The sequence below is a fragment of the Ruegeria sp. CDSA034 genome, from assembly GCF_059612275.1.
This window is the reverse complement of sequence record NZ_JBXWQH010000002.1, coordinates 219,160-239,809: the sequence shown is the minus strand read 5'-3', so window position 1 is coordinate 239,809 and position 20,650 is coordinate 219,160. Positions and strand designations below refer to the sequence as shown.

The window sequence follows — 20,650 nt, the reverse complement described above, 5'->3', positions numbered from 1 at the left end:
AACGTTCCCTGCGGCGGCGTTTTGCGTTCTCAGAACATCAAGACAAAGGACGTTCCATGTTTAACAAGATCCTGATCGCCAACCGGGGCGAGATCGCCTGCCGGGTCATCAAGACAGCCCGCAAGATGGGTATCGGCACCGTTGCCATCTATTCGGATGCAGACAAGAACGCCTTGCATGTGTCGATGGCGGATGAATCGGTGCATATCGGCCCGCCGCCTGCGAACCAGTCCTATATCGTGATCGACAAGGTCATGGATGCCATTCGCCAGAGTGGGGCCCAGGCGGTGCATCCTGGTTATGGCTTCCTGTCGGAAAACTCGAAATTCGCCGAGGCGCTTGAGGCTGAAGGCGTTGCATTTGTTGGTCCACCGGTTCGGGCAATCGAAAGCATGGGCGACAAGATCACCTCGAAGAAGATCGCGCAAGAAGCCGGTGTTTCCACTGTTCCCGGTTACATGGGGCTGATCGAAGACGCAGAAGAGGCCGTCAAGATTTCCAACGAAGTCGGCTATCCGGTCATGATCAAGGCCAGTGCCGGCGGCGGCGGCAAGGGCATGCGGATCGCGTGGAATGACGAGGAAGCGCGCGAGGGGTTCCAGTCGTCCAAGAACGAGGCGGCAAACTCGTTCGGTGATGACCGTATCTTTATTGAAAAATTCGTGACCCAGCCGCGTCACATCGAGATTCAGGTTCTATGCGACAGTCACGGTAACGGCATCTATCTGGGCGAGCGTGAATGCTCGATCCAGCGTCGGAACCAGAAAGTGGTCGAAGAAGCACCGTCACCTTTCCTGGACGAAGCGACCCGTAAGGCGATGGGCGAACAGGCCGTGGCACTGGCCAAGGCCGTAGACTATGCCAGCGCCGGTACGGTTGAATTCATCGTCGATGGCGAAAAGAATTTCTACTTCCTGGAAATGAACACGCGTCTGCAGGTGGAACACCCGGTCACCGAACTGATCACCGGAGTCGATCTGGTTGAGCAGATGATCCGCGTCGCAGCAGGTGAAAAGCTGTCGATCACACAGGACGACGTGACCCTGACCGGCTGGGCCATCGAAAACCGCCTGTATGCCGAAGATCCGTATCGTGGCTTCCTGCCGTCGATTGGTCGTCTGACCCGCTATCGTCCGCCGCAAGAGATTGCCTCTGGTCCGCTGTTGGTGAACGATAAATGGCAAGGTGAAGCGCCCGAAGGTGAAGCCGCCGTGCGCAACGACACCGGCGTCTACGAAGGCGGCGAGATCAGCATGTACTATGACCCGATGATCGCCAAACTGTGCACCTGGGCTCCGACGCGGGAACAGGCGATCGAGGCGATGCGCGTGGCGCTGGACAGTTTCGAGGTCGAAGGCATTGGCCACAACTTGCCATTCCTGTCGGCTGTGATGGACCATCCGAAATTCGTCAGCGGTGACATGACCACAGCCTTTATCGCCGAGGAATATCCCGACGGGTTCGAAGGCGTTGAACTGCCCGAGGCCGACTTGCGCCGCATAGCCGCGTCCTGCGCCGCGATGCACCGCGTGGCCGAGATTCGCCGCACCCGCGTTTCTGGCCGGATGGACAATCACGAACGCAAGGTCGGCTCTGATTGGGTCGTCACACTGCAAGGGCAGGAATATGCGGTTGAGATTGATGCGGATCGCGATGGGTCCACCGTGACGTTCTCGGACGGTAATACCGTGCGGGTCACTTCGGACTGGACGCCGGGCGATCATTTGGCGGTGCTGGACGTCGATGGCAGCCCGCTGGTTTTGAAGGTCGGAAAAATCTCGGGCGGGTTCCGTATTCGCAACCGGGGTGCAGACCTCAAAGTCCATGTCCGTACGACGCGTCAGGCCGAACTGGCCCGTATGATGCCCGAAAAGCTGCCGCCGGATACTTCGAAAATGCTGCTGTGCCCGATGCCCGGCCTGATCGTGAAGATCGATGTCGAAGTGGGGCAGGAAGTGCAGGAAGGTCAGGCACTGTGCACTGTTGAGGCGATGAAGATGGAAAACATCCTGCGCGCCGAGAAGAAGGGTGTCGTGTCCAAAGTCAACGCAGGCCCCGGCGACAACCTCGCCGTGGACGACGTGATCATAGAGTTCGAGTGATCATGATCGCGTTTTCACCATATCTCCATGATTTCCCGGCGATTCGCGCCGGGAGCTTTGGGCGTGGCGAAAGCGCTCAGCCGCCCTCGCGTCGTTCGCGGATTTCGCGTTCGCGCAGGGGTGTTTTGTCGATGGAACGGCCGATTTCACGTGTGCTCCACGGCGAGGGTTTGCGCAGTTTAACCACGCCGTCCTTGTCGACGAACACCATCTGGAAGCCGCGCGGGCGCAATTGTGACCGGATCGGAGAACGGGCAGACGGATCGGTATCGGTCAGCACGACCACATCCCGGTCGCGCATGGCTTCTTCGCCTTCCAGAAGCATGTCGATTTGCTGCCGGAAACGCGGGTCGGCTGGGGTATCGGCAAAGACGACGATGGGCCGGTTGACCCATAAGTATTCGCTCAGCTCGCTATCACCAGCGGGGCGGACAAAATCTTCATCGGCGGGCGCAGACCCATCTGCCGCCATCGCGACCAGCGGGAATAGTGCCGAGAAAACAAGGGCAAGCGTTCGTGTCATAGGGCCTCCTGTTCGTTTGAATATAGCCTCTGCGCCGGTGAATGCGACCGGCGAAATGCACGCAGGCTTCAAAATATCGCGTTTACACCTGCCGCGACGCGCGGCACCGAACGTTAAAACGCGCAGGCCAAGCCTGTTCGCGACCCGAATTGAGAAAAGGAATACACAATGACCGATACGAAAGACTGGCAGGCGCTGGCCGAGAAAGAGCTGCGCGGACGCCCGTTGGACGACCTGACCAAAGAGACTTTGGAAGGTATCGACGTCAAACCTCTTTACACGCAGGAAGACACCGCTGAGCTGCCGCATATGGGGTCGCTGCCTGGGTTCGGTCCTTTTACGCGCGGTGTGAAGGCGACCATGTATGCGGGCCGCCCTTGGACGATCCGCCAATATGCAGGCTTCTCGACCGCCGAAGAATCAAACGCGTTCTATCGCCGCAATCTGGCGGCCGGTCAGCAGGGTGTGTCGGTCGCTTTCGATCTGGCGACGCACCGCGGCTATGACAGTGACCATCCGCGCGTTGTCGGTGACGTGGGCAAGGCCGGTGTGGCAATCGACAGCGTCGAGGACATGAAGATCCTGTTCGACGGTATTCCGTTGGATAAGGTCTCGGTCTCGATGACCATGAACGGCGCGGTGATCCCGATCCTGGCAAGTTTCATTGTTGCAGGCGAAGAGCAGGGGCATGACAAATCCGTCCTGTCCGGCACCATTCAGAATGACATTCTGAAAGAGTTCATGGTCCGAAACACCTATATTTACCCGCCTGAGCCTTCGATGAAGATCATCTCGGACATCATTGAATTCACATCGAACGAGATGCCGAAATTCAACTCGATCTCGATCTCGGGCTATCACATGCAAGAGGCCGGGGCGAACCTGGTGCAGGAACTGGCCTATACGCTGGCCGACGGGCGTGAATACGTCCGAGCAGCGACACAGGCCGGGATGGACGTGGACAAGTTCGCAGGCCGTCTGTCGTTCTTCTTTGCCATCGGCATGAACTTCTTCATGGAGATCGCCAAACTGCGCGCCGCCCGTACGCTGTGGCACCGGGTGATGACCGATTTTGGCGCGAAATCCGAGCGGTCCAGGATGCTGCGCACCCACTGTCAGACGTCCGGCGTGTCTTTGCAGGAACAGGATCCCTATAACAACGTGATCCGTACCGCCTATGAAGCGATGAGCGCGGTTCTGGGCGGCACCCAGTCGTTGCACACCAACGCGTTGGACGAGGCGATTGCGCTGCCGACCGACTTCTCGGCCCGTATCGCGCGGAATACGCAGCTGGTTCTGCAAGAGGAAACCGGCGTGACCGATGTGGTCGATCCGCTGGCCGGTTCGTATTACATCGAAAGCCTGACCAACGAGTTGATCGAAAAAGCCTGGGCTCTGATGGAAGAGGTCGAGGAAATGGGCGGTATGACCAAGGCCGTTGCCAGCGGTATGCCCAAGCTGCGGATCGAGGAAAGCGCCGCCCGCCGTCAGGCCATGATTGACCGGGGTGACGAGGTGATCGTCGGCGTCAACAAGTACCGCAAGGAACAGGAAGACCCGATCGACATTCTGGACGTCGACAATGTGGCCGTGCGCGAAGCTCAGGTCGCGCGATTGGAACGTATCCGTGCAACCCGTGACGAAGCCGCCTGTCAAACGGCACTGGATGCTCTGACCAAGACCGCCCGCGAGGGTGGAAACCTGCTGGCTGCTGCCGTTGAGGCCGCCCGCGCCCGTGCATCCGTAGGAGAGATCAGCATGGCAATGGAAAAAGAATTCGGTCGCCACCGCGCCGAAGTGAAAACGCTGGCCGGTGTCTATGGCGCAGCCTACGAAGGCGACGAAGGCTTTGCCGCGATCCAGAAATCCATCGAAGAATTTGCCGAGGCCGAAGGCCGCCGTCCACGCCTGCTTGTGGTCAAGATGGGGCAAGACGGGCATGACCGCGGTGCCAAGGTGATCGCAACCGCCTTTGCGGATATCGGGTTTGACGTAGATGTAGGTCCGCTGTTCCAAACCCCGGCAGAGGCTGCGCAGGACGCCGTGGACAACGACGTGCACGTCATCGGTATTTCGTCGCAGGCAGCGGGGCACAAAACACTGGCACCGCAGCTAGTAGAAGAGCTGAAGAAAGCCGGTGCCGAGGATATTCTTGTTATCTGCGGCGGGGTGATCCCGCAGCAGGATTATCAATTCCTCTATGATCACGGCGTCAAAGCGATCTTTGGCCCGGGCACCAACATCCCCGAAGCCGCTCAGGACATTCTGCGCCTGATCGGTGAAGCGAAAGGCTGAGGCTTTCAAAGATTTTCGTCGAAAAATCTTGTGATCCACCGCCTTTAAGGAAAACATGCGACCAGATCCGATAGGGTTTGGTCGTTTTTCATAGGAGGCGCTGCGTGTTACTGGATCATCTGGCGGTTGCGGGCGAAACGCTCGAAGAAGCGTCTGCCCATGTCGAACAGGCATTGGGAGTACCGCTGCAGGACGGCGGCAAGCATGAAAGGTTTGGCACATATAACCGCCTGTTAGGATTGCGAGACGGCTTGTATCTTGAGGCCATCGCGATTGACCCACAGGCACCGAATCCGCAAAGAACCAGATGGTTCGATCTGGACCGGTTCAAGGGCGCGCCGCGCCTTACCAACTGGATATGCCGGGTGCCGGACATTTCAGCCTCGTTGACCGTGTTTCCGGATGGGGTGGGCCACCCGATCGACCTGGCCCGCGGGGCGTTACGCTGGCAAATGGCGGTTCCGCCAAACGGGCGTCTGCCCTTCGACAATCTGTTCCCGGCGCTTATTCAGTGGCACGGAGATTTGCATCCGGCAAATATGCTGCAGGATAGCGGCTGCCGTTTGCGTCGATTGGTGGTTTTTCACCCGGACGCGCTGGAGCTAGCCAAGCTGCTAGGCGAAATGGACGCTGTGGTTTTCGACACAGGCCCGGTCGCATTGCGGGCAGAGTTCGAAACACCGCACGGGAAACGCGTTTTGGAATGAAAATTAGACAAGCCAAAGCTGCGGATGCCAAAGAGATAGCTGCGATCACCAACGCAATCATCCGCGACACGCTGGTAACATTCACAACCGACGAACGCAGTGTGGACAGCATTGCGCGTGACATCGAAGCGCGCGGTCTGGCTTATCTTGTAGCTGAACAGGATGATCAGATTCTTGGGTTTGCCACCTATGGTCCGTTTCGATCCGGTCCGGGATACGCGCAGTGCCGAGAGCTAACGATCCAACTGGCCACTGATGCGCGTGAACAAGGTACGGGGCGCGTTTTGATGCGGGCGCTTGAGGCCGCCGCCCGGGCAGAGGGAACTCATGCACTGGTGGCGGGGATTTCTTCGGCAAATCCGGGGGCAGTTTCATTTCACGCGGCCGTGGGCTTTGTCGAGGTCGGGCGCATGCCCGAGGTTGGGTTCAAGTGGGGGAAACGTCTGGACCTTGTGCTGATGCAGAAAATTCTTGCCGCAGACGGTTTGGTTGCACCTGACAGTCCCGATTTGGGACGCTAGGGTGCGCTCATGTCGATCTGGATCCGTATATCCGATGCGCTAAGCGCGCTTGCCCAGGGTGAAAGCCTTACCGCAGTCTTTGAAAAGCTGCGCTCGCCGCCCGAACGGTCGGTGGCCTTCACCATCGCTGTGATCGCCTTGGGTGCGAAAATGGCCAAGGCGGATGGGCAGGTGACGCGAGATGAGGTCACCGCTTTCCGCGACGTATTCCAGATCGCGCGTGATGACGAGGAAGGCGCGGCACGCGTGTTCAACATGGCCCGCACGGATGTTGCGGGCTATCAGGATTATGCCCGCAAGATCGCGCGCATGTTTTCCGAGGATAGCACCACACTGTGCGATTTGATGGAGGGGTTGTTCCACATCGCAATGGCGGACGGGTTCTATCACCCCAACGAAAACGAGTTTCTGGAAGAGGTCAGCCATATTTTCGGCCAGACCGATGCGCAGTTCATGGCCTTGCGTGCCCGTTTTGTGCCTGATGCGCCCAATGATCCTTACACGGTTCTTGGGGTGCCACGGGACATGCCGTTACCGGATATTCGTAAGGTCTGGCGGCAACTTGTGCGCGAAACACATCCCGATGCGATGTTGGCACGTGGAGTTCCCGAAGAGGCCGTACGTCTGGCTGAAAAGAAGATGATCGACATCAACCGCGCCTGGGACGAAATCAACGGCGCGCAGGCCTGAGGCATGCGCCTCGCGACTTATAACATCGAGTGGTTCGCCAATCTGTTTGATCGTCATGACGAACTGATCGCCGATGACAGTTGGTCAGGTCGCCATGATGTCACCAAAGCGGAGCAGATCGAGGCTATCGCCAAAGTTTTGACGGCGATCGATGCGGATGCTGTGCTGGTTGTCGAAGCACCAAACACAGGGAAATCTCAGAACACGGTCCGCGCGCTACAAAACTTTGCCGAGGCTTTCGATCTGCGCACCAGCGAAGCCGTGATGGGATTTGCCAACGATACACATCAAGAACTGGCTTTGTTGTATGACCCGCGCGTTCTGACGGTGCGACATGATCCAAAAGACGGAGGGCAACGGGCTCCGCGTTTCGACCAGGTGTTTCACATCGACCTCGATATCGACGCAACCGAGGATCAGGTGCAGTTTTCCAAGCCGCCTATGGAATTGGCAGTTGAAACCAAGGCAGGCGAACGGTTCCGTCTTATTGGCGCGCATCTGAAGTCAAAGGCGCCTCATGGGGCGGAAACCCGCGATGCGGCGATCCGCATCTCGATCGCCAATCGCCGAAAACAGCTGGCTCAGGCGATCTGGCTGGGCAGGCGGATCAAGGCGCATCTGGCGGCTGATGAACAGGTGATCTTAATGGGCGATCTGAACGATGGTCCGGGGCTGGACGAATTCGAAAACTTGTTTGGTCGCTCATCGGTTGAAATCCTGCTGCAATCGGGGGTGTTTGACCCCCACGCGGATACGGCCTTCGGGTCAGAACCGGGTGAACGCCCGTCGACCGCGCGCTTTTATCGGCCCCAAGATCGCGGGTATCTTGAGGCGTTGCTGGACTATATTATGATCAGCGATGGGTTAAAGGATCGTCGCCCGGACTGGCGCATATGGCATCCGTTTCGCGATCCGGCTTGCCGTGATGCGATGGATCTACATGAAGGGTTGCTAACCGCGTCTGACCATTTCCCTGTCACTCTGGATATCGAGCTGTGACCTTCCAACCGACTTTTAGTTGCCCTATATTTTGGATATGAGACGTTTCATTCCAATCTGCGCGTTGACCGTCACTATGGCCCTTCCGGCTTCTGCCGAGGAAGAGGGGAACAAATCCCTGATGGAGCAGGGGGCAGAGCTGTTCTTTGAAGGCTTGCGCCAGGAGATGGAGCCTGCATTGGATGAACTGCTGGGACTCGCTGAACAGTTTGGCCCTGCAATGCAGTCATTTATTGCGGAAATGGGGCCCGCCTTGGCCGAGCTGGCAGATGAGATTGAGGATTGGAGCGCCTATGAAGCACCCGAGATCCTGCCTAACGGCGATATAATTATCCGCAAAAAGCCGCCGCAGGACCCAGAGATACAGCCAGAGATCCCTGAAGGCCCGCCCGAGGGCGAAACCGAGATTTGATATCTAGCCCCGGATGATGACGCGGGTTTCGGATTTCAAAGCGTTCCCGAGTGATTTTAGCCGCGCCTCGGCCACTTCGTTGAACAGGGGGCGTGCTGCAGTTGGCAGAAACAGGTCCAGCTGTTGCTTCTTGGGGTAAAACTTCAAGGTCGCCATCGGCGCATCGTTCTGCATCCACAGCATGGCACCAAACCGCATAGCCTTACCCAAGATCTCGGCCTGTTTCTGGTCTTTCTCGTCTAGGAGTTCGTACAATGCGGTGAACCGGTTGCCCTCGCGTTTGTTGCGATACCGGTGCTGCAGGGCCAGCCCGATATAAACTCGCTCCGAGTGCTTCAAGCCGCCCAGATTGGCACGTGTGACGTAGTCGAAACAGACCTCGGCGCGATAGTCAGGATGTGCGCGCCAGCTTACGTCGTGCAATAGACAGGCGGCCTTTATCAGGCGGATACGCGCGGGTGGGGCTGATTTGAACAGCGGCATCACGAAATCGAGCAGATGTTTTCCGAAACCGGGCAGGCGGGCGTCCTTGGCTTCGGAAAAACGGCTCGCCTCGATCAACGGATCGCGGTCCCGGAGGTTTTGTGACATCTGCTCGTAAAGCAGACCCTCGCGGATACCATAGCTGGAAATGGCGATATCTTTGGGTTTGAACGTGCGGATCAAGCGTGCCAGCACATCCATCGCATAGGGGATCAGTGCCATCCGTGATCCCGACACACCGGCTTTGCCGCGCAGCTTTTCCGGGTCACCTTTTTCGATGAATTTAATGGTCTCGCGCACCTGCTTGGTGGTCATGCGATATTCATGCAGCACGTTCAGGGGATAACCCCGGCGCAGCATGTCCAGACGCGCAAATGCTCGCCAGCTTCCGCCCACAAGGAACAGGCGATCGCGTTGCGGCCCCATCTGATCGCGCAGATCCTCCATCGTGGCCTTGATGTGCGCCTTGCGCGCACGCCGCCCACCTTTGATGTCCCGCAGTTTCAGCGGCCCCAGCGCCGAGGTCAGACGCCGACCGACACCGCCGTCTCCGATCTCGGCCAATTCCATTGAGGACCCGCCGATGTCACAGATCAGGCCATATGCGCCGGGCCACCCAAGCAGGACACCCTGCGCGGAAAGGCGAGCTTCCTCATCGCCGTTGATGACCGATACGGTCAGGCCGGTTTCGGCTTTGACCTCGGCACAAAACTCGGGGCCATCCTCGGCCTCGCGTACGGCTGCGGTGGCGACGACATGCAGGCCGGGCAGGCCAAGGTCATCGGAGAGTTGGGCAAACCGGCCCAAAGCGGCCAGAGCGCGCTGGCGACCCGTTGGATTGAGCCGCCCTGTGTCTGACAGGCCCGCGCCCAGCTCGCACATCACTTTTTCATTGTAGAAATAGGCCGGTGAGCGCGCTGCACCGTCAAAGATCACCATCCGGACTGAGTTTGATCCGACGTCAACCACGCCCACGCGTGACAGAGCTCGGGCTTGGGGGTCATCAAAGAGGGGCTTTCCGAACGGACCCCAGTCAGGGATTTCGGTAACGACAGTCTGATCCATGTCTCTTCCAGATATTCCGCGTGCAGAATGCGAGATGACCCGGCGTGGGTCAATTCCCAGATTGGATATCATCCAAATCTGCGCTCAAAACACGCACCGCCAAGGCGCGGGTAATGTCGCGCTTTTCCGATAGCGCAAGCTGGTCCAGTTGCGCCACCACACTGGCGGCAGTTTCAAAGCGCCGGTCCATATGTTTGACCAGATAGGCGATAACCTCGGGGCTGGGGTTCAACTGCCGATCCACGAATAGCTTGGCCAGAACCGCGCCCAGCAATGCGTCATCCGGCGGGTCAAGCGCTACGTGATGCGCACCCTCGATCCGGCTTTGGAGATCGGGCAACGGAAGTTGCCAGAAATTAGGGGCCAGCCGGCCAGTCATAAGAAGGGCGTTGCCTTCGGCCAACACAAGATTGTGCAGGTGAAACAGTGTTTTCTGTTGTTCTAAGTCGTCCGCGATCATCGGGACGTCTTCAACCGCGACAGGCGCGCGTGCCAGATCCGGCACGTCTTCGTGACGCACATCCACGGCCTGAATGATCCGACCACCGGTTTCGGCCGCCCAGACTTGTGCCAGATGGGTTTTACCTGCACCCGCAGAGCCGCTCAGAACCAGTTTGTTGCCCGGCCAGGACGTGGCCGAGATCATGGCAACCGCAAGTGCATTCGCGGGAGAGACGAAAAAATCCTCACGCCCCAGCGCAGTTTTCGCCGGAAGATCAAAGCTTAGCTGAAGGGCCATCTTACAGGTCTTCCTGATCCGCGCTTTCGAGGCCGGTATACAGGCGGCTGCCCAAATAGACCGATGTTGCATACCGCGCCAGCACTCCCAGCGCCGCGGCAACGGGCACCGCGATCAGCATCCCGACAAAGCCGAACAAGGCACCGAAAACTGACAGAGCCAGTAGCAACCACACTGGGTGCAAACCCACTGAGCTACCTACCAGCTTTGGCGTCAGGAAATTGCCTTCGGTTACCTGGCCCAGCGCAAAGATCCCGGCAACCAGACCGATATGCGCCCAATCCCCCCAGAACTGGAACAGCGCCAGACCGATGGCCAGCGTGCCGCCGATAAGCGCGCCGAGGTAGGGAATGAATGTGACCAGACCCGCGATGAAACCGACGATCAGTCCGAACTGCAGGCCGACCGCCATCAGTGCCACGGCGTAATAGGTGCCAAGGATCAGGCAGACCGTGCCCATGCCGCGCACGAATGAGGCCAGGACGGCGTCAATTTCACCGGCCAGGCGTTTGATCGTGGGGGCGTGATCGCGGGGCAGCAGATCCCCGATCCGGGCGATCATGCGGTCCCAGTCCAGCAGCATGTAGACGGCCACAACCGGAACAATGACCAACAGAACTACGACGTTGATCGCCGAACCCAATGAGGCTGCTACGGATTGCAATACATCGCCTGTTTTGGACTTCAGCGTTTCGCCCAAAGAGACAAGGAATTGATGCGAGTTGGATTCGCGGTCCAGAAGGGACGGGAACTGTTGTTCGATGAAACTGCGCAGCTGTTGGAACAGGCTTGGCATAACCTCGACCAATTCGATCAACTGGGTAATCAGCGCGGGAACGACCATCAGGATCGCCAGAGCAAAGCCCAAAATACCGACAACCGTTATTATCGCAGTAGCCGCCATGCGCGACAGGCCCACATTTTCCAGACGATCTGCGAGCGGATCAAGGAAGTAGGCAATCGCACCGCCAATCACGAACGGCAGCAAAACGTCGCCAAGTGCCCATAGGCAAAGCACAAAAATGACAGCCGCGACGCCCCAGTACCTGAGTTGATCCTTTACCGGCAAGGCCATGCTCGTCCCCTTGTTTTTGGCTCTTACTGGTGTTCTTGGCGTAAGCGGCCACGTGATGCAAGCGGTTCATGCCATGGAGATTTCCAAGGATTATGAGCTGAGCGTCCCAAGCTCGGGTGTATCGACGGTGGCATTTTCATCGGGCCAGTTGGTGCGCCAGATTTCGGCGGACCAATGTCCGCAATGAACAGATGGTCGATCAAAGCCGGGCAGGGGCGGCAGTAGCGGTTCAACGACCACGTCATGACGCGGAACTGCGAAGTAAGGGAAGGAATAGCGTTCTTTGCCAGATTTATTGACCACCCGATGCGGAGTGGATTTAAGCTGTCCGCCGGACCAAAGCTCAAGCATATCGCCGATATTCACGACAAAGCCGCCGGGAGGGCAATCCGGGGTGATCCATCCGCCATTGCGGGTCTGCACCTCAAGCCCGCCGACGGGGTCGGGGGCAATGATGGTCAGGGCATCCGTGTCCTTGTGCGGATGAATGCCAAAGCCTTCCTGATCCGGGGCCTGCGGCGGATAGTGCAACAGCGTCATGTTTGTCATGGGGGTGGCAAAGGCCGCTTTCAGGACGTTGGGCTTCAGAGCCAGACCGATTTCAAGCGCGCCCAGCAGCAGTTCGGCCACGTGGTCCAGTTGCGACCAATACTCCAATATCACATCCTGCGCGCCCGGTACCTCCGCTGGCCAAAGGTTCGGTCCATAAAGGGCACAGTCATCGCGAACCGGGTGGTCCTCGGAAACTTCGAAATGAAGCTTGTAACCTTCGTATTTGTCCGCTTTGCCCGAGCCATCATTGGGCGTGAAGAAACCCATGGGGATATATCCGCGATAGTTGTCGCGGGTGATCGCCTGATCCCACTTGCTCTGTTCATCGATGTCAAAGATCGCGCGCGTCTTGACGCGGACCTGATCAACGGTGTCAGGCGAAACCCCAGTGCCTGTGATGGAGAGAAAGCCGATGTCGGTGCAGGCGTCCAATATCCGCTGAACGGTTGCGTCATGGTCCGGATGGGCCGTGTCTTTCAGTGGAGAGATGTCGATCGTCGGGATTGATTGCATCAGTGAATCCTCACGCCTTGCCGATCCAGCTCGGCGTGAACTGGGGCGAGGTTCATGTCGCGCAGACCCTGATTGCTTTTCAGCGACATGGCTGCGGCAATTCCTGCACCCTGACCCATGACCGCGCAGCAAGCCATGTTGCGGGTTGCAGCGTGGGCAACTTTGTCCGCACCATGCGAGCGGCCTGCAACCAGGAGGCCTTTGACGCCTTTGGGCAGCATCGAGCGATAGGGAACTTGCATATATCGCCCGGTAGTCGGAAGGATGAGGATGCCATAGCCATCAATGAATTCAGGGTAGATGCCGATCGTGTCCTCAAACCGGCCCTGATGGCGGGCGTCATCTTCAGTCATGTTATAGACCGCGTCGATCTTCCGCGTGTCGCGAATGCCGATGGTCATCCCAAAATTGCGCAGCCGCGCGTTCTCACACCCCGGCATAAAGCGACGAAGCGCCTCGATTGCCAGCATGGATTGGCGGCGGCCTTCAATCTCGCCCTTTGTCAGACTGTCGGGGTCGGTCCCGTCGATTTCGCCCAGATGGATGAGGTTCATATAGGTCAGCTCACCCGTGTCGTGCATTGCACCCCATGTGCCCGCGATGGTGTTCAGATGCGGCGGGATCAGGCCCTGATCGATGGCCTGCTGGAACGGCTTGTGCACGAAGGGGGAAAACATGTCGTCTTCTTTGCCCGAAGTTTCGATGTTCCACTCGCCGCCGCCGCCCCAATCCTTGTAGGTCTGCGGATCGGCTTTGACACCTTCCATGAACGCGCGCTTGTCGACACCGGCCAGATGGAACATGACCGAGGCTGCCATCATGTCTTCGCGGGCGGTTTTGTGGGTTGGCGCGCCTGCGCGGTGGGCTACATCGGCGTCGCCGGTGGCGTCGATCACCACCTTGGCCAGGATTGCTTCACGCCCAGCTTTGGATTCGGTGACGATGCCTGTGATCCGGTCTCCCTCCATGATCGGAGCGACGAATTGCCGGTGCAGCATCGGATGAACGCCTGCCTCTTCAACCAGCTTGTCGGCCACCAGCTTAAAACCTTCGCTGTCCAACTCATAGCTCAGCGACTGGCTTTCGGGCACCGCGGCGCCCATGTCCTTGGCGCGGGTCTCGAACTCCATGCCGATTCCACCAGCTTCGACCGTCTGTTCATGGCGATACCAGGCGAAGCCCTCAACGCCCACGGCGGTGATGTTGCCACCCATGCAGCCGAAGCGGTCGACCAGCGAAACCTCGACCCCGGCCCGAGCGGCGGCCAGCGCGGCGGCTAGCCCTGCCGGTCCTGACCCGATCACAAGTACGTCTGTCTGATGAACAACCGGTATTTGACGCGCGGGTTCCTGAATGGTTTGCATGGGTGCCCCCTGGAATTGGTACTTCAGTCACAATTGAAAACCCTGACTGGCGGGTCAATCAAAAAACCGACTGGCCCGAGGTCGCAAATTAACCAATGCATGATTGCCCCCGGCGGGGCTTTGGCATAAGCAACTTTGAAGTCCAAATTCACCTTCAAAGGTTCACCAATGCGCCTCAGCCGTTACTTTCTGCCCGTTCTCAAGGAAAACCCCTCCGAGGCCCAGATCGTCAGCCACCGGCTGATGCTGCGCGCCGGGATGATCAAGCAAGCTGCTGCCGGAATTTATTCATGGTTGCCGCTGGGTTTCAAAGTGCTGCGTAAGCTGGAAAACATCATCCATGAAGAGCAGGCACGCGCTGGCCACATCGCGATCCAGATGCCCATCATCCAGTCGGCGGACCTGTGGCGCGAATCCGGGCGGTATGATGACTACGGTCAGGAAATGCTGCGCATGAAAGACCGGCATGACCGGGATATGCTGTTCACACCGACTGCCGAAGAACTGGTCACCGACATCTTCCGCGGTCATGTGAGTAGCTACAAAGACTTGCCGCTGACGCTGTACCAAATCCAGTGGAAGTTCCGCGACGAAATCCGCCCCCGTTTCGGCGTAATGCGCGGACGTGAGTTCTATATGAAGGACGGGTACAATTTCGACCTGACCAAAGAAGACTCGCTGCACGCCTATAACCGCCATCTGGTCACATATCTGCGCACCTATGAGCGCATGGGTCTGCAAGCCATACCGATGCGTGCCGATTCCGGCCCTATCGGTGGCGACAACACGCACGAGTTCCTCGTTCTGGCCGATACCGGTGAATCTGAGGTGTTCTATGACAGTGCAGTCACCGATCTGACCTTTGGTGATCGTCAGATCGACTATGACAGTCACGAGCAGTGTCAGGCCATTCTCGAGGAGTTCACCTCGAAATACGCGCGCACGGATGAAACCCATGACGAGGCGCTGTTCAATCAGGTCCCCGAAGAGCGTCGCCGTGTGGCGCGCGGGATCGAGGTTGGTCAGATCTTCTACTTCGGCACCAAGTATTCCGAAGCCATGGGCGCAACTGTTCAAGGCCCCGATGGAAAGCCGGTTCCTGTTCACATGGGCAGCCACGGTATCGGCGTCAGCCGCCTGATCGGCGCGATCATCGAGGCCAGCCATGACGACAAGGGCATCATCTGGCCCGAAGGCGTGACTCCGTTCCATTGCGGTATCGTCAACCTGAAACAGGGTGATGACGAGGCCGACGCCGCCTGTAACAAGATCTACGGCGCGCTGACTGCGCTGGGCCTCGACCCGTTGTATGATGACCGTAAGGAACGGGCAGGGGGCAAGTTCGCCACTATGGACCTGATCGGTCTGCCCTGGCGTATCACCGTTGGCCCGCGCGGGCTGAAAAACGGAGTAGTTGAACTGACCTGTCGCCGTACAGGCGAAAGCGAGGAGATGTCCCCCGAAGCCGCCGTCACCAAGATCGCCGAGATCTATGAGCGCATCGCCTGATACCTCAGACGCGCCGCTAATCTCGGTCATCACCGCGACCTATGACCTGCTATCGCAAGGACGGCAGGACAGTTTTCGCGAGGTGATTGAGTGCATGGCGCGTCAGAATTGCGACCGGGCTGAGCATATCGTTCAGGATGGGGCCTCGACCGATGGTACGGTCGAGGTTCTACAGGACCTGACTGCGGACGCAGCTCGCACTCGGCTGATTAGCGAACCGGATACCGGTTTGTATGACGCGATGAACAAGGGGGCGCAGGCCGCGCGAGGGGAATATCTGTTGTTCCTGAACTCGGATGACTCGCTGGCATCCGACGACATTTTGAACATCGCCGCTGATCGGCTTGAAGCGACACAGCCGGATTTCCTGTTCGGCTCGACCCTGCGCCGGTTCGAGGATGGGTCGGAAAGCCGAGAGAAACGGATGTCGCTGACAGCGATTCTGCAGCGGATGCCGTTCTGTCATAACTCTGTGTTGCTGAAGCGGGATGTGTTTTTGGCGCTGGGCGGACATGACACTCAATTTAGCGTCGCGGCCGATTACGATCTGATGTTACGCCTTTTGACCGAAGGGTATCAGGGCGAGCGCATTGACGACCCGATATCCATGTTCTGGGGCAGGGGCGCTACGAGCGACGATGCCGCAACAGCGGAAGACTACGCCCGTGTCTGGATGAATTACTACAGCGGGTACAGGTCGGCCGATGGCCTAACACAGTCCGATTTCGCTCGATATTACCGACGCGGTCACATGCCCGCGGCCCTGATCCTTGAGCGCTTGTTAAAGCCCGGCACGTCGGATGCCATCAAAGCCGCCGCGCGCCATAGTCTGTGGAAGACGACACGCCGATCCGTTCAGTTCTGGCGCAGCTTTTAGGCGCGTCAGGCTGTCGGTCGGGCGGTCAGAACATCTCCGTCTGCCTCATGGCCCCGTGCGACAACGACTGGACGGCCCAGCCGTCGCACCAAATCCCTGAACTCAAGGCCCAGAAAGCGCAGACCGCAAATCCGGTCTCCGGTAGTTTGATCGGTTAGGCACATCCGTCCATCCCGGAAGACCAGGCGATACCCCTTGTCGTTCAGGATGTCGGTCAGACCAGCCCAGCTTGCCGCGCTGGCAAAGATCGGAAGGATCGTTGCTCGCAGTAGAACTGCGGATTCACAATCCAGTTCTGTTGATGTTTGTCGGACCGAAAATGCGTCCGGTTGTTCAGTTTCAATTCGAATACTCATGAGCGACCCCCGCTCTAAAAAATGTATTCCCCCACAATCAGGGTGACAAAGTTTCCAAAAATAAGCAAAACGCGAAATAAAGTTGCGTTTCAAATGTTGCATTTTGAGTTCAGTTTGCCTCGCCATGCTCACATTGACTTCATACCTGAAACAATACCGGGCTGTCTGTGAAGAGCGTCACAACCGGGGGTATATTTTGGTGGCGGACGATCTCCTTAAATTCGTGTGACCGTTCGACCCGTGGCCCTACTGATTCGCATTTTCGAGGCTTTGAGAGTGAATTTGACCGCGCCGAAATTGCTGATAAACCGAGCAAAACGATGAAAGGGCCCGCGCTGTGCTGAGTTTCGCGACCGTCGTGTATTCCAAGGACTTTCCCCTGCTTGAACTTCAGGCGCTGTCTTTTGCCCGTTTTGTCGATCCGGACATGGTTTCGTCGATTCACGTGATCATGAATGACTGCGACGAAGATACGCTCAGGGCAAAAATCGAACCCCTTTTGGCTTCATACGGCCCACTGCGATCCAAGGTTCAGGTCCTGGGCGGCGATGACCTGTTGTTGCAGCCCGGTCAGTACGCGCGGCGATCCTTGTCGGATCGGATCATGATCGAAAATCGGTTTCGTATTCCCGGCATTCGCAGGCAGGGGTGGCGCGGGTCCAACGGGTATCGCAGTCAGCAAGTTCTGAAGCTGGGCGCCGCGCGCGTTGCGGCGTCCGAGAACATGGTTATCCTGGACACCAAGAATGTCTTTCTACGTAGCTTTGACCCGGCTGAGTTCTTTGCTGACAACGGTGCGGCGCGTATCGCTTTCATCGACGTCCAAAGCGATTACCACCGCAATTGGCTGGTCGAGAGCCTTGATGCTCTGGGCGCGTCAGGTGCCGACCTCAACGGGTTAAGGACTACGACATTTGCGACCCCTTTCGCGATGCGCCGATCCTTGGCCTTGGCGCTGCTGGACGAGATCAATGATCGCTACGGTTCGGTTCAGGCGCTGTTCGGATCGCGCAGGCGACCGTCCGAGTTCATGTTGCTGAATGCGTTCTGCCTCAAATCGCCGGATGGCTATGCACCGTGGTTCGAGGACCACGCGCAATGCAATATCGGGCTCTGGCCGACCTATTCGCCCGAGGAAATGGCATCGCAGTTGGCGATGCTGGATGATCCCGCTGCATTGACGTTGGGTCTGCATAACCGCGCCTTGTCGCTGTTGCCCGGCGATCTGCGGGATCGTGTGTTTTCCGAGTTGGAAGACAGGGGTATTTGTACCCGACCGCGCGCCGAAGAGGTGCTAAACCGCGCGGCGACGCTGACCGGCTGACAACCGGCTTGACCATCCGGTGAAATGCCGAAAGGGTCGCGACAACAAAATAACCGGAGCAGGCATGGCCAGAACACCCCCGCCCTTTGCCCTATTTGAGTGGAAAATCGCGTGGCGTTACCTGCGCGCGCGCCGTGTCGAAGGTGGCGTGAGCGTTATGACGTGGATTTCCCTGATCGGGATCACGCTGGCCGTCTTTGCCCTGATTGCCACTCTGGCCGTCCGTTCTGGATTTCGGTCCGAATTCGTCGGCACTATTCTGGGCGCAAACGCCCATGTGACTGTGTACTCCGCCGGAGAGTTTGATGCGCAGGGGCGCGTTGACCGCACAATCGCGGAATATGAAGAGATGACCAGCCGGATCGCGCAGGTTCCGGGCGTGGAACGCGCGGCCCCGCTGGTCAAAGGGCAGGTCCTGATTACCAATCGCGATCGCAGCAGCGGGGTCGAGGTCTTTGGTATCCGCCCCGACGACTTGCGCGATCTGCCGGGCGTCGCGCAAAGCGAACAAGCCGTCGGTGATCTGACCCAGTTTCAAGACGGAGAGGATGTGATTGCCATTGGGTCCGGTGTGGCGCGCAGCATCGGAGCGACGGTTGGTGACACGGTCAAACTGACCTCACCCAATGGGGTGAAAACCGCCTTTGGGACGTCTCCGCGCGTGAACGCTTATCAGGTGGTCTATGTGTTCTCGGCCGGGCGGTATGACATCGACCGCACCCGCGTTTATATGCCGTTCACGCAAGCTCAGAGCTTTTTCAACCGCGACGGTGTGGCCGACGAGATCGAAGTGATGGTCGAACGGCCCGAGGAAATGACCCCGGTTCTGATTCCCATCCTCGAGGCCGCAGGCGGGCGCAGCCAGATCTGGACTTGGCAGGATGCGTCGGGCGGATTTCTGCGTGCGCTTGAGGTTGAGGACAACGTGATGTTTATCATCCTGTCGATCCTCGTCCTGATCGCAGCAATGAACATCGTGTCGGGCCTGATCATGCTGGTGAAAAACAAGGGGCGCGATATCGGTATCCTGCGCACCATTGGCCTGAGCGAAGGGTCGATCCTGCGGGTCTTTTTCATCTGCGGTGCATTCACAGGCATCATTGGCACCGTCATGGGCGTGATCCTCGGCTGCCTGTTTGCCATCTATATCGACCCGATATTCTCATTCGTGAACTACGTCATGGGCGGCGGCGTCTGGGATCCGTCCATTCGCGGCATCTACTCCTTACCCGCCGAGTTGCACCTTTCAGATGTTCTCAAGGCGATTGGGCTGTCGTTGGGGCTGTCATTCATCGTCACCTATTTCCCGGCCCGCCGCGCGGCGCGGCTGAACCCGGTTGAGGCGCTGCGCTATGAATGATCTGACGATGCGGCTGAACGGTTTGACCAAGACCTACCTCAAGGGCACTCCAGGTGAGGTGCAGGTGTTGCGTGGGGTCGATCTGGAATTGCGCGCAGGTGAGGCTGTGGCTTTGGTCGCGCCATCCGGGGCAGGCAAATCGACACTGTTGCACATTGCTGGGCTACTGGACAAACCAGATGAAGGATCAGTTGAGATCGCGGGCCAGAATGTAGCGGGCAGGGGGGATCGAACCCGTACAGCGCTTAGACGGCAGGACGTTGGGTTCGTGTACCAGTTCCATCATTTGTTGCCCGAGTTTACTGCGCTGGAAAACATCACCCTGCCGCAACTGGCTAACGGTGTATCTGAGAAGGCTGCACTGGACAGGGCGATGGCCTTGCTGGACCGCGTTGGAGTGGCGGCACGTGCCAAACACCGCCCCGCCGCCCTGTCAGGGGGCGAGCAGCAGCGTGTTGCGTTTTGCCGGGCCCTGGCGAACAAGCCAAGCGTTTTGCTGGCGGATGAACCGACCGGTAACCTGGATCCCGAAACCTCGGATCAGGTATTTGGTGCTTTGATGTCGCTGGTCCGGGATGAAGGGCTTTCAGCGTTGATTGCCACGCATAACATGGATCTGGCCGCGCGGATGGACCGAAAACTGCGGCTGGAGGCGGGTGTTCTTAAGCCAGTTGAGTGATGGCGACGCCGGCCGCCATCACGGCGATACCCCCGGCCCTTATCCATGTCAGCGGCGTGACCTGAGCACCAAACAGGCCAAAATGATCGATGGCCGCCGTGCTGATCAGCTGTCCCAGCAGAACAAAGAACACTGCGTTACCGACCCCGAAATGGGGGGCAACATGCGTGATCGACAGAACATAAAACGCAATCAAAACACCGGCCAGCAACAAGTGTTTCGGGGCTTGGGCCACTTTGGATAGCGCTTCCATTCCTGGAAACAGCAGCATGACCAGGGCTGACGCCACGAACGCGATGGCAAACAGGACTACGCCGGCGGTTGTCGGGGACCCGATCAGCTTGCCCAGTGCGGCATTCAAAGCCGCCAGAATCGGAACGCCGATCCCGGCCGCCAGCATAATGGCTGCGTATTGTGTCATTGCCCGTATCCTCCCGCTTCGTTGATCTGGATCATTGCGCCAAGCCGCCCGGCGGGCAAGCCTGCAAATGTCAATCGTGACAGG

20 protein-coding genes are annotated in these 20,650 nt (G+C 58.3%); 12 read left to right on the top strand and 8 right to left on the bottom strand.

What is annotated here, in order from left to right; translation table 11 throughout:
- Positions 1 to 56 precede the first annotated feature (56 nt).
- Positions 57 to 2,102: an ATP-binding protein gene (locus tag AC2FLJ_RS05090; RefSeq protein WP_496704669.1), complete on the top strand. Its 2,046-nt coding sequence runs from the start codon at positions 57 to 59 to the stop codon at positions 2,100 to 2,102.
- A gap of 76 nt (positions 2,103 to 2,178) precedes the next feature.
- Here the strand turns inward: AC2FLJ_RS05090 and AC2FLJ_RS05085 are convergent, their stop codons facing one another.
- Positions 2,179 to 2,625, bottom strand: coding sequence for a DUF4174 domain-containing protein (locus AC2FLJ_RS05085; RefSeq protein WP_058275658.1), 447 nt, complete (start codon positions 2,623 to 2,625; stop codon positions 2,179 to 2,181).
- A 168-nt stretch (positions 2,626 to 2,793) separates the two neighbouring features.
- On the opposite strand from AC2FLJ_RS05085, the gene scpA reads away from it, so the two are divergent.
- From scpA to AC2FLJ_RS05055, 6 genes are all read left to right on the top strand, one after another.
- Positions 2,794 to 4,920 (top strand): methylmalonyl-CoA mutase, encoded by a 2,127-nt coding sequence (gene scpA, locus AC2FLJ_RS05080; protein WP_282168864.1) that lies wholly within the window; start codon positions 2,794 to 2,796, stop codon positions 4,918 to 4,920.
- Positions 4,921 to 5,024: 104 nt separating this feature from the next.
- A complete protein-coding gene (locus tag AC2FLJ_RS05075) occupies positions 5,025 to 5,627 on the top strand; it encodes a VOC family protein (protein ID WP_496704666.1) in 603 nt (200 codons plus the stop codon).
- Positions 5,624 to 6,148: a GNAT family N-acetyltransferase gene (locus tag AC2FLJ_RS05070; RefSeq protein WP_496704664.1), complete on the top strand. Its 525-nt coding sequence runs from the start codon at positions 5,624 to 5,626 to the stop codon at positions 6,146 to 6,148. The genes AC2FLJ_RS05075 and AC2FLJ_RS05070 overlap by 4 nt, the downstream gene beginning before the upstream one ends.
- A 9-nt stretch (positions 6,149 to 6,157) precedes the next feature.
- Positions 6,158 to 6,838, top strand: a complete 681-nt coding sequence (locus AC2FLJ_RS05065; RefSeq protein ID WP_058275662.1) for a molecular chaperone DjiA — start codon at positions 6,158 to 6,160, stop codon at positions 6,836 to 6,838.
- Between the two features lie 3 nt (positions 6,839 to 6,841).
- Positions 6,842 to 7,837 carry an endonuclease/exonuclease/phosphatase family protein gene (locus AC2FLJ_RS05060; protein WP_496704662.1) on the top strand — a complete coding sequence of 332 codons (996 nt, stop codon included), beginning with the start codon at positions 6,842 to 6,844 and terminating at the stop codon, positions 7,835 to 7,837.
- Positions 7,838 to 7,913: 76 nt separating this feature from the next.
- A complete protein-coding gene (locus AC2FLJ_RS05055) occupies positions 7,914 to 8,249 on the top strand; it encodes a hypothetical protein (RefSeq protein WP_496704660.1) in 336 nt (111 codons plus the stop codon).
- Between the two features lie 3 nt (positions 8,250 to 8,252).
- Here the strand turns inward: AC2FLJ_RS05055 and AC2FLJ_RS05050 are convergent, their stop codons facing one another.
- The 5 genes from AC2FLJ_RS05050 to AC2FLJ_RS05030 form a co-directional block, all read right to left on the bottom strand.
- Positions 8,253 to 9,797 carry a Ppx/GppA family phosphatase gene (locus AC2FLJ_RS05050; RefSeq protein ID WP_496704658.1) on the bottom strand — a complete coding sequence of 515 codons (1,545 nt, stop codon included), beginning with the start codon at positions 9,795 to 9,797 and terminating at the stop codon, positions 8,253 to 8,255.
- Between the two features lie 49 nt (positions 9,798 to 9,846).
- Complete coding sequence (locus AC2FLJ_RS05045; protein ID WP_496695978.1) at positions 9,847 to 10,536, bottom strand: HdaA/DnaA family protein; 690 nt, start codon at positions 10,534 to 10,536, stop codon at positions 9,847 to 9,849.
- Position 10,537: 1 nt separating this feature from the next.
- Positions 10,538 to 11,611, bottom strand: coding sequence for an AI-2E family transporter (locus tag AC2FLJ_RS05040; RefSeq protein ID WP_496695976.1), 1,074 nt, complete (start codon positions 11,609 to 11,611; stop codon positions 10,538 to 10,540).
- Positions 11,612 to 11,701: 90 nt separating this feature from the next.
- The gene (locus tag AC2FLJ_RS05035; protein WP_496704656.1) at positions 11,702 to 12,676 is read right to left on the bottom strand and encodes an isopenicillin N synthase family dioxygenase; all 975 of its coding nucleotides are present in this window, start codon (positions 12,674 to 12,676) and stop codon (positions 11,702 to 11,704) included.
- The gene (locus AC2FLJ_RS05030; protein WP_496704654.1) at positions 12,676 to 14,040 is read right to left on the bottom strand and encodes an FAD-dependent oxidoreductase; all 1,365 of its coding nucleotides are present in this window, start codon (positions 14,038 to 14,040) and stop codon (positions 12,676 to 12,678) included. Before AC2FLJ_RS05030 ends, AC2FLJ_RS05035 begins: the two co-directional genes overlap by 1 nt.
- A 168-nt stretch (positions 14,041 to 14,208) precedes the next feature.
- On the opposite strand from AC2FLJ_RS05030, the gene proS reads away from it, so the two are divergent.
- Together proS and AC2FLJ_RS05020 are read left to right on the top strand one after the other, a co-directional pair.
- The gene (proS, locus tag AC2FLJ_RS05025; RefSeq protein WP_058276849.1) at positions 14,209 to 15,549 is read left to right on the top strand and encodes a proline--tRNA ligase; all 1,341 of its coding nucleotides are present in this window, start codon (positions 14,209 to 14,211) and stop codon (positions 15,547 to 15,549) included.
- Positions 15,533 to 16,426 (top strand): glycosyltransferase family 2 protein, encoded by an 894-nt coding sequence (locus AC2FLJ_RS05020; protein WP_282168856.1) that lies wholly within the window; start codon positions 15,533 to 15,535, stop codon positions 16,424 to 16,426. The genes proS and AC2FLJ_RS05020 overlap by 17 nt, the downstream gene beginning before the upstream one ends.
- Before the next feature lie 5 nt (positions 16,427 to 16,431).
- Here AC2FLJ_RS05020 and AC2FLJ_RS05015 read toward each other — a convergent pair whose 3' ends face one another.
- The gene (locus AC2FLJ_RS05015; RefSeq protein ID WP_058275672.1) at positions 16,432 to 16,782 is read right to left on the bottom strand and encodes a hypothetical protein; all 351 of its coding nucleotides are present in this window, start codon (positions 16,780 to 16,782) and stop codon (positions 16,432 to 16,434) included.
- A 337-nt stretch (positions 16,783 to 17,119) separates the two neighbouring features.
- Here AC2FLJ_RS05015 and AC2FLJ_RS05010 point away from each other — a divergent pair, with 337 nt between their 5' ends.
- From AC2FLJ_RS05010 to AC2FLJ_RS05000, 3 genes are all read left to right on the top strand, one after another.
- Positions 17,120 to 18,106, top strand: coding sequence for a DUF6492 family protein (locus AC2FLJ_RS05010; RefSeq protein WP_282168855.1), 987 nt, complete (start codon positions 17,120 to 17,122; stop codon positions 18,104 to 18,106).
- Between the two features lie 64 nt (positions 18,107 to 18,170).
- A complete protein-coding gene (locus tag AC2FLJ_RS05005) occupies positions 18,171 to 19,466 on the top strand; it encodes a lipoprotein-releasing ABC transporter permease subunit (RefSeq protein ID WP_282168854.1) in 1,296 nt (431 codons plus the stop codon).
- Positions 19,459 to 20,145, top strand: a complete 687-nt coding sequence (locus tag AC2FLJ_RS05000) for an ABC transporter ATP-binding protein (protein ID WP_496695965.1) — start codon at positions 19,459 to 19,461, stop codon at positions 20,143 to 20,145. The genes AC2FLJ_RS05005 and AC2FLJ_RS05000 overlap by 8 nt, the downstream gene beginning before the upstream one ends.
- Here the strand turns inward: AC2FLJ_RS05000 and AC2FLJ_RS04995 are convergent.
- Positions 20,129 to 20,566 carry a DMT family transporter gene (locus tag AC2FLJ_RS04995; protein ID WP_058275676.1) on the bottom strand — a complete coding sequence of 146 codons (438 nt, stop codon included), beginning with the start codon at positions 20,564 to 20,566 and terminating at the stop codon, positions 20,129 to 20,131. The two genes, AC2FLJ_RS05000 and AC2FLJ_RS04995, sit on opposite strands and share 17 nt — an antisense overlap.
- Positions 20,567 to 20,650: the final 84 nt, after the last annotated feature.

Bases quoted from the DNA above. Each gene is read 5' to 3' on its own strand.
- AC2FLJ_RS05090 (WP_496704669.1), top strand. From the start codon at position 57: ATGTTTAACAAGATCCTGATCGCCAACCGGGGCGAGATCGCCTGCCGG.
- AC2FLJ_RS05000 (WP_496695965.1), top strand. From the start codon at position 19,459: ATGAATGATCTGACGATGCGGCTGAACGGTTTGACCAAGACCTACCTC.
- AC2FLJ_RS05050 (WP_496704658.1), bottom strand. From the start codon at position 9,797: ATGGATCAGACTGTCGTTACCGAAATCCCTGACTGGGGTCCGTTCGGA.
- AC2FLJ_RS04995 (WP_058275676.1), bottom strand. From the start codon at position 20,566: ATGACACAATACGCAGCCATTATGCTGGCGGCCGGGATCGGCGTTCCG.
- AC2FLJ_RS05055 (WP_496704660.1), top strand. From the start codon at position 7,914: ATGGCCCTTCCGGCTTCTGCCGAGGAAGAGGGGAACAAATCCCTGATG.
- AC2FLJ_RS05065 (WP_058275662.1), top strand. From the start codon at position 6,158: ATGTCGATCTGGATCCGTATATCCGATGCGCTAAGCGCGCTTGCCCAG.
- AC2FLJ_RS05060 (WP_496704662.1), top strand. From the start codon at position 6,842: ATGCGCCTCGCGACTTATAACATCGAGTGGTTCGCCAATCTGTTTGAT.
- AC2FLJ_RS05085 (WP_058275658.1), bottom strand. From the start codon at position 2,625: ATGACACGAACGCTTGCCCTTGTTTTCTCGGCACTATTCCCGCTGGTC.
- AC2FLJ_RS05030 (WP_496704654.1), bottom strand. From the start codon at position 14,040: ATGCAAACCATTCAGGAACCCGCGCGTCAAATACCGGTTGTTCATCAG.
- AC2FLJ_RS05070 (WP_496704664.1), top strand. From the start codon at position 5,624: ATGAAAATTAGACAAGCCAAAGCTGCGGATGCCAAAGAGATAGCTGCG.
- proS (WP_058276849.1), top strand. From the start codon at position 14,209: ATGCGCCTCAGCCGTTACTTTCTGCCCGTTCTCAAGGAAAACCCCTCC.
- AC2FLJ_RS05045 (WP_496695978.1), bottom strand. From the start codon at position 10,536: ATGGCCCTTCAGCTAAGCTTTGATCTTCCGGCGAAAACTGCGCTGGGG.
- AC2FLJ_RS05005 (WP_282168854.1), top strand. From the start codon at position 18,171: ATGGCCAGAACACCCCCGCCCTTTGCCCTATTTGAGTGGAAAATCGCG.
- AC2FLJ_RS05015 (WP_058275672.1), bottom strand. From the start codon at position 16,782: ATGAGTATTCGAATTGAAACTGAACAACCGGACGCATTTTCGGTCCGA.
- AC2FLJ_RS05040 (WP_496695976.1), bottom strand. From the start codon at position 11,611: ATGGCCTTGCCGGTAAAGGATCAACTCAGGTACTGGGGCGTCGCGGCT.
- scpA (WP_282168864.1), top strand. From the start codon at position 2,794: ATGACCGATACGAAAGACTGGCAGGCGCTGGCCGAGAAAGAGCTGCGC.
- AC2FLJ_RS05035 (WP_496704656.1), bottom strand. From the start codon at position 12,676: ATGCAATCAATCCCGACGATCGACATCTCTCCACTGAAAGACACGGCC.
- AC2FLJ_RS05020 (WP_282168856.1), top strand. From the start codon at position 15,533: ATGAGCGCATCGCCTGATACCTCAGACGCGCCGCTAATCTCGGTCATC.